At 60.6% G+C, this 5,347-nt stretch carries 4 protein-coding genes and 1 pseudogene; 1 reads left to right on the top strand and 4 read right to left on the bottom strand.

Features of this window, described 5'->3' with window-relative positions; all coding sequences use genetic code 11:
- Positions 1-17: 17 nt before the first annotated feature.
- The 4 genes and pseudogenes from GNZ21_RS10895 to GNZ21_RS10880 all read right to left on the bottom strand — a co-directional run.
- Positions 18-815, bottom strand: coding sequence for an aldo/keto reductase (locus tag GNZ21_RS10895; RefSeq protein WP_157324240.1), 798 nt, complete (start codon positions 813-815; stop codon positions 18-20).
- 195 nt (positions 816-1,010) lie between these two features.
- Entirely contained in the window at positions 1,011-1,907 is an 897-nt protein-coding gene (locus GNZ21_RS10890) for a helix-turn-helix transcriptional regulator (RefSeq protein WP_157324238.1), read from the bottom strand.
- 203 nt (positions 1,908-2,110) lie between these two features.
- Positions 2,111-2,776: an SDR family NAD(P)-dependent oxidoreductase gene (locus tag GNZ21_RS10885; protein WP_157324236.1), complete on the bottom strand. Its 666-nt coding sequence runs from the start codon at positions 2,774-2,776 to the stop codon at positions 2,111-2,113.
- 326 nt (positions 2,777-3,102) lie between these two features.
- A pseudogene (locus tag GNZ21_RS10880) lies at positions 3,103-3,411 on the bottom strand (relaxase domain-containing protein); the annotation flags it as partial.
- Between the two features lie 187 nt (positions 3,412-3,598).
- Here GNZ21_RS10880 and GNZ21_RS10875 point away from each other — a divergent pair.
- Positions 3,599-5,305, top strand: a complete 1,707-nt coding sequence (locus GNZ21_RS10875) for a helicase C-terminal domain-containing protein (protein ID WP_229659378.1) — start codon at positions 3,599-3,601, stop codon at positions 5,303-5,305.
- Positions 5,306-5,347 lie beyond the last annotated feature (42 nt).

Raw genomic sequence — 5,347 nt, 5'->3', positions numbered from 1 at the left:
ACCTCGGTGCTGACTAATCAGGCCACCCAGGCAGAGATCGCCCAGAGGTACGGGGTAGACCGAACGTTGGAGCGCATGTGCTCGGGGTTCGCGGTCTTCGGCAAGGAGACGGTTCCCAGCTGGAGCGTGTAGCGAATGCACAGCTGCGGCACCGACACCCCGTATTTCTCTGCCAGGGCCTTCACCTGTGGGTGCTCTAGGATCGCGCCGTGCGCGATCGGCGAGTACGCCTCGACGAGAATTCCCTTGTCCTCGCAATAAGCCAGTAGTTCCGAGGGGGTGTTGCCAGCGTGGACCAGCAACTGATTCACGTGCGGAACGACTGTCGCGCCCTGAAGAATGTTCTCCAGGTCCTGCTGCTGGAAGTTCGACACCCCAATTGAGCGGACCTTCCCCGCCTCGAGCGCCTCTTCCAGCGCACGCCACACGTGACGGTTTTCGTCGGCGTAGTCCCCGCCCCGGAAATCGGCCCACGGTTGCGGGCTGTGGATCAGCATCAAGTCGATGTAGTCCAGTCCCAGGGTGTCCAGGGACTGGTCGATCCCAGCGACCGCGGCGTCGTAGTCCTTGATCTCAGCGGCCAGTTTCGTGGATACGAACAATTCCTCGCGAGCAACACCCGAGGTGCGGACGCCTTCGCCGACACCGCGCTCATTTCCGTAGGCCTGGGCCGTGTCGATGTTCCGGTAACCCAGCTCGATTGCCGCTTTTACAGCCTCGGCGGCTTTGTCGTCATCGATGAACCAGGTACCAAGCCCTAGTTTGGGGATCTCAACGCCGTTAGGCAGCGCATACGTTTCGTTCAGGATAGTCATGGTCTGTTTTCCTTTCTTCTTACCTTCTTAGCTAGTTCGTTGGTGCTGTGCTCGTCAGTAACGGCTCAAGCCAGTCGTGGCTGGTCACTTGCCAATGCCTGTGCTGCGACCGAGCCAAGACAAGGTCTTCGCCGAGCGTCACAGCTCGACCCGGGCAGGAGTTACGGTTACCGGCCCCGACTACGGTGACCGGGTTCAGTTCTCTTGGACCGAAGTCGAAGCACCCTCGGTCGATGATGCTTCGGGTTGTGGGGCATTCCAGCTGGCCAAGAGGTTCAGTCGCTCTTGGCTCACCGATGCGGGTGCAGCGGCGTAGATCACTAACGACAAGCCCGGTTCTGCGGTCAGTTCCAACCCTTCGTAGCTAAGGGTCAAGTCACCGACCTCGTGGTGATGGAAGTCCTTCGTGCCGGTCCCATGACGGCGCACATCATGTGCACCCCATCGAGTGCGGAACGCATCCGAGCAGGTGGACAACTCGCCGACAAGATCGTGGAGCTGTTTATCGCGGGGGTCGCGTCCGGCTTCACTGCGCAGGATCGCCACAGTGACATCGGCTGCCTGTTCCCAGTCGGGGTAGAACTCCCGTGCGCGCTCGTCCAGGAAGCAGAACCGAGCAAGGTTGCCGCGTCCCGGATCCTCGAAAACGTGGTCGTAGAACGCGCGACCGAGGGCATTAGTGGCCAGCACATCCATCCGGCCGTTGCGCACGAACGTCGGCCCAGTCACGATCGCATCCAAGGCACGAGTTAGACTCTCTCGCGGTTGCCACCGCTTTCGAGGTTTGCGGCGCCTCACCGGATCCGCACCGCCGTTGGCAGCACGAGCCAAATCAAACAAGTGCTCCCGTTCTGCCTCGTCCAACTGCAGTGCTGTAGCAATGGACTCCAACACGCCATCCGAAACACCGGCGAGGTTGCCGCGCTCGATCTTCGTGTAGTACTCAAGACTCACGTCGGCAAGCGAGGCGACTTCACTACGTCGCAACCCGGTAACCCGCCGGTGGCCCGAGGTACTCAATCCGGCCTGATCGGGGCGGAGTTTCGCCCGGCGAGACATGAGAAACTCTCGCGCCTCGTTCTTGCTGTTCATGTCTTCAACGCTACGCCGCAGATCCCATAAGAGGGATACCCTGCTGGTACCCCCTCCAGCATGAACCCTCTCGACGTCGAACAATCTGCAGCCTTGGGGGCACTGCGCGGGGTGGAGTCACCACCTGAGGCGGCGTAGATCAACCTCAACAGTGCCGACCCAGCGGCCTCCTCATCGACCCCGCCAAACCTCTGCGACGGCCTTTACGCGCTCTCCTCTCCAACGACTGTGCGGAATCTGCCCCGATCACGATGCAGTGTGAAGATACGCTCGGCCAGAGCCTCCGGCTCGTGGTCAGGCTCACCTCCGCCGATACCGCGGGGGATGATCAGCTGCGCGACATGAATCCCCTCCGGTGCCAACGCATCATGGAGCATCTGCCCGTACGCGCTCTCCCCAGCGAAGGCGACCGATGTGCCGGCCACGTTCCCATTCGGTGTCACCGCACTAGCGCCATTGATGAACAAGACCGTGCCGCGACCCAGCTGCTGCAATCCAGGCAAGACATACTGGACCGCAACCGCTGGCCCATACACCGACTGCTCCACCGGCCCAGCCAGGTCCTCGGCGGTTGTCTCTAAGACCGGTTTCATAAACTCCCTCGCTGGAACCGGGCTGTACTGCAATACCTCAATTGGGCCCAGATCAACGACTGCGGTATCCAGCGCCTGGCGCAAGGCCTGGGCATCACGCACGTTCGCCGCGTAACCTCGCGCGGTCACCCCCTCTGCACCCAACGTGGAGGCCAGCGAATCTACGTGTGCTTGTGTACGTGAAATCAACGCGACACTGAACCCTTCTCGACCGAAACGACGGGCAGTCGCCAGCCCCAGTCCTGGGCCAGCTCCAATAATCGCGACCGTGGTCATAGACGCTCCTCCTAACAACGTGTCAAAAACGATGGATGGCAACAAGCAGACCTAGATCAGCTGACGGCGGGGCACAGAATGCCATCCACATCCTCAACGGTAGGCATCAGGCAAAGCGCCTGGGAGTTCCTCTCGGTACCTCCCTCAGGACGTGCTACCTCATCCACCATGCCCAGAGCCAGGTGCACCGTTTCCTCAACCGGAACGACGGGTACGTCGGCTCTGTGACCGACTACAGCCGTGGAGCGAGCCTGGCCGAAGATCGCATCGTGCATCTCCGGTAACACCACTGCGAACGCGTGCAGAGAACCTCCGTTCAGACAGCGTCATTTCCTATCCAGTACCGTCTGGACCTTATTGGAGACCACCACACGGGCGTAATGGTGTGGGTCGTCGGCGCGGGAGTCATACTGGTCATAGGCAGTAGCGATCAGCCTGGCGGCATCGACTTGTGCAGCGGTCCCATTCCCGGTGGTTGCACCGGTGCAGGAGGCTGCAACGCCGGACTCCATGGATGCAACTACCTCTGCTACCGCAGCACGAGGGGTCTGGCCGATCAACGCATGGGCTCCGGTATTAGCAACTGTCCACACCACCGACGCGGGCTTCGGTACCGAGAACGTGAAGTCCAACCCCGCGCGAGATCGCGAGGGCGACCGGACTCTCGGTGGGCTCGTTCACGGGGTCATCATGCAGCATTGCGCCACGCAGCAAGTTGATGTCGGGGCGGGGGTGTGACGCCCTGCGCGGTTGGCAGGGCCCCGGTTGCGTAGGAGAGAATGAGGACACCCGTGGATGAGGTCGGCATGAAACGAGGATGCGATGGCTAAGGTCAACTTCAAGCGGCTGGGGCAGGGGGCCTCGGCTCCGGCCAACACTATTACTGAACCCCGCGATCTATTCAATGCCCTGCCCGAGAAAGTCACCAGTCTGGACTACCTGAGAGGTCCGCAGGATCAGGTGTTGGCCGCTTGGCACGAGCGTCGCGATGAACGGGACCTCGTGATCAAGATGAACACAGGGGGCGGTAAAACGCTGGTCGGACTCCTCATAGCTCGTAGTTGGCTTAACGAGGGCATCCGACCCGTGGCGTACCTCGTGCCTGACGACTTTCTCACGGCGCAGGTCACTAGCGAGGCGCATCAGGCGGGGATCGCCACCACGAACGACCCCAGCTCGCCCGAGTATCAGCAGGGACGAGCCGTCCTCGTCGGGACGTTCGCCAAACTCTTCAATGGTTTATCAGTCTTCGGGGTCGGCGGTAGCGTGTCCAAGCCTCCGTCGCACGGACTCGCCGGAGTGATCATTGACGACGCGCACGCTTGCATCGCGCAGGCCGATCATGTGTTCCGGCTCCGCGTCGATGCTGAATCGTCCGCGTATGATGAACTGCTGGACCTCTTCGCCCCTGATCTAAAGGATCAGTCTCCTAGCGGATATATGGACCTGAAATCTCGTCACCGCAGGGCGATCCAGGAGGTTCCCTTCTGGGCCTGGCAAGCGCAGCAAGATCAGGTCTTATCAATCCTGCACCCGCTTTCGACCGGCGCTCTGAAGTGGAGCTGGCCCCTCGTCGTGGACAGCCTCCCGCTCTGTACTGGCGTGATCACAAGCGATGCGTTGGAGATATACCCCCCTTGTCATCCAACCGAAGCGCTCCTCGGGTTCTCCCAGGCGCAGCGACGCGTGTACCTCACCGCCACTCTTGCTGACGACTCAGTGCTTGTACGACATTTCGGTGCCGCTCCAGAATCTGTCGCACGACCCATCTTCCCGTCAAGCGCGGGTGATATCGGCGATCGGATGATCCTCGTGCCCCAGCAACTCGTGCCAAGGGCGACAGATAAGGAAGTGCGTCAACTCGTCCTAGACCTGGCAGAGGAGCAAAACGTTGTTGTCATTGTTCCTAACCATGCACGTGCCGAGTGGTGGCGGGACGACGCCGCCCTCATTCTCGACCGCAACAACATCCACGAGGGCATCGAACAACTACACCAGAACCCCCAACTGGGACTCGTGGTACTTGTGAATCGCTACGACGGCATCGACTTGCCCGGCGACGCGTGCCACGTCCTAGTCATTGATGGACTTCCCGAAGCACTCGACGGGCCTGAGCGGATAGCGCAGGCCCGACTGACCGGATCAGAAAATCTCCTTGGTCGGCAGATTCAACGCTTGGAACAAGGCATGGGCCGGGCCACTCGGTCAAACGAAGATCATGCTGTAGTTCTCCTCCTTGGGGCTCGGCTGGCCGAACGCCTGAACTCGCCGGAGGCACGAGACTTCTTCTCACCCGCAACGAGAGTGCAGTTGGACCTTGCTGCGGAAATTGCGAGCGAAGTCGAAGCCGGGACCCTTGATGATCTACACGACATCATGGATCAATGCCTCGAACGCGATAGAGACTGGATCGCTTACAGCAAGGGCGCTCTGGCGCAGGTCCGTTACGACACTTCGATAGTTCTCGAAACTGCCAAGGCTGAGCGAAGCGCATTCAACGATGCCATGCCTTGGTGCGTCAGAGTTTGATGACCACTTCCCGGATTTAATATCCCGCATCCTTGGCTGGTC

Origin of the sequence: Nesterenkonia alkaliphila, assembly GCF_009758175.1 — a bacterium.
GTDB classification, from domain to species: Bacteria; Actinomycetota; Actinomycetes; order Actinomycetales; family Micrococcaceae; genus Nesterenkonia; species Nesterenkonia alkaliphila.
The sequence above is the reverse complement of the archived record's forward strand: the minus strand, read 5'-3'. Positions and strand labels throughout refer to the sequence as shown.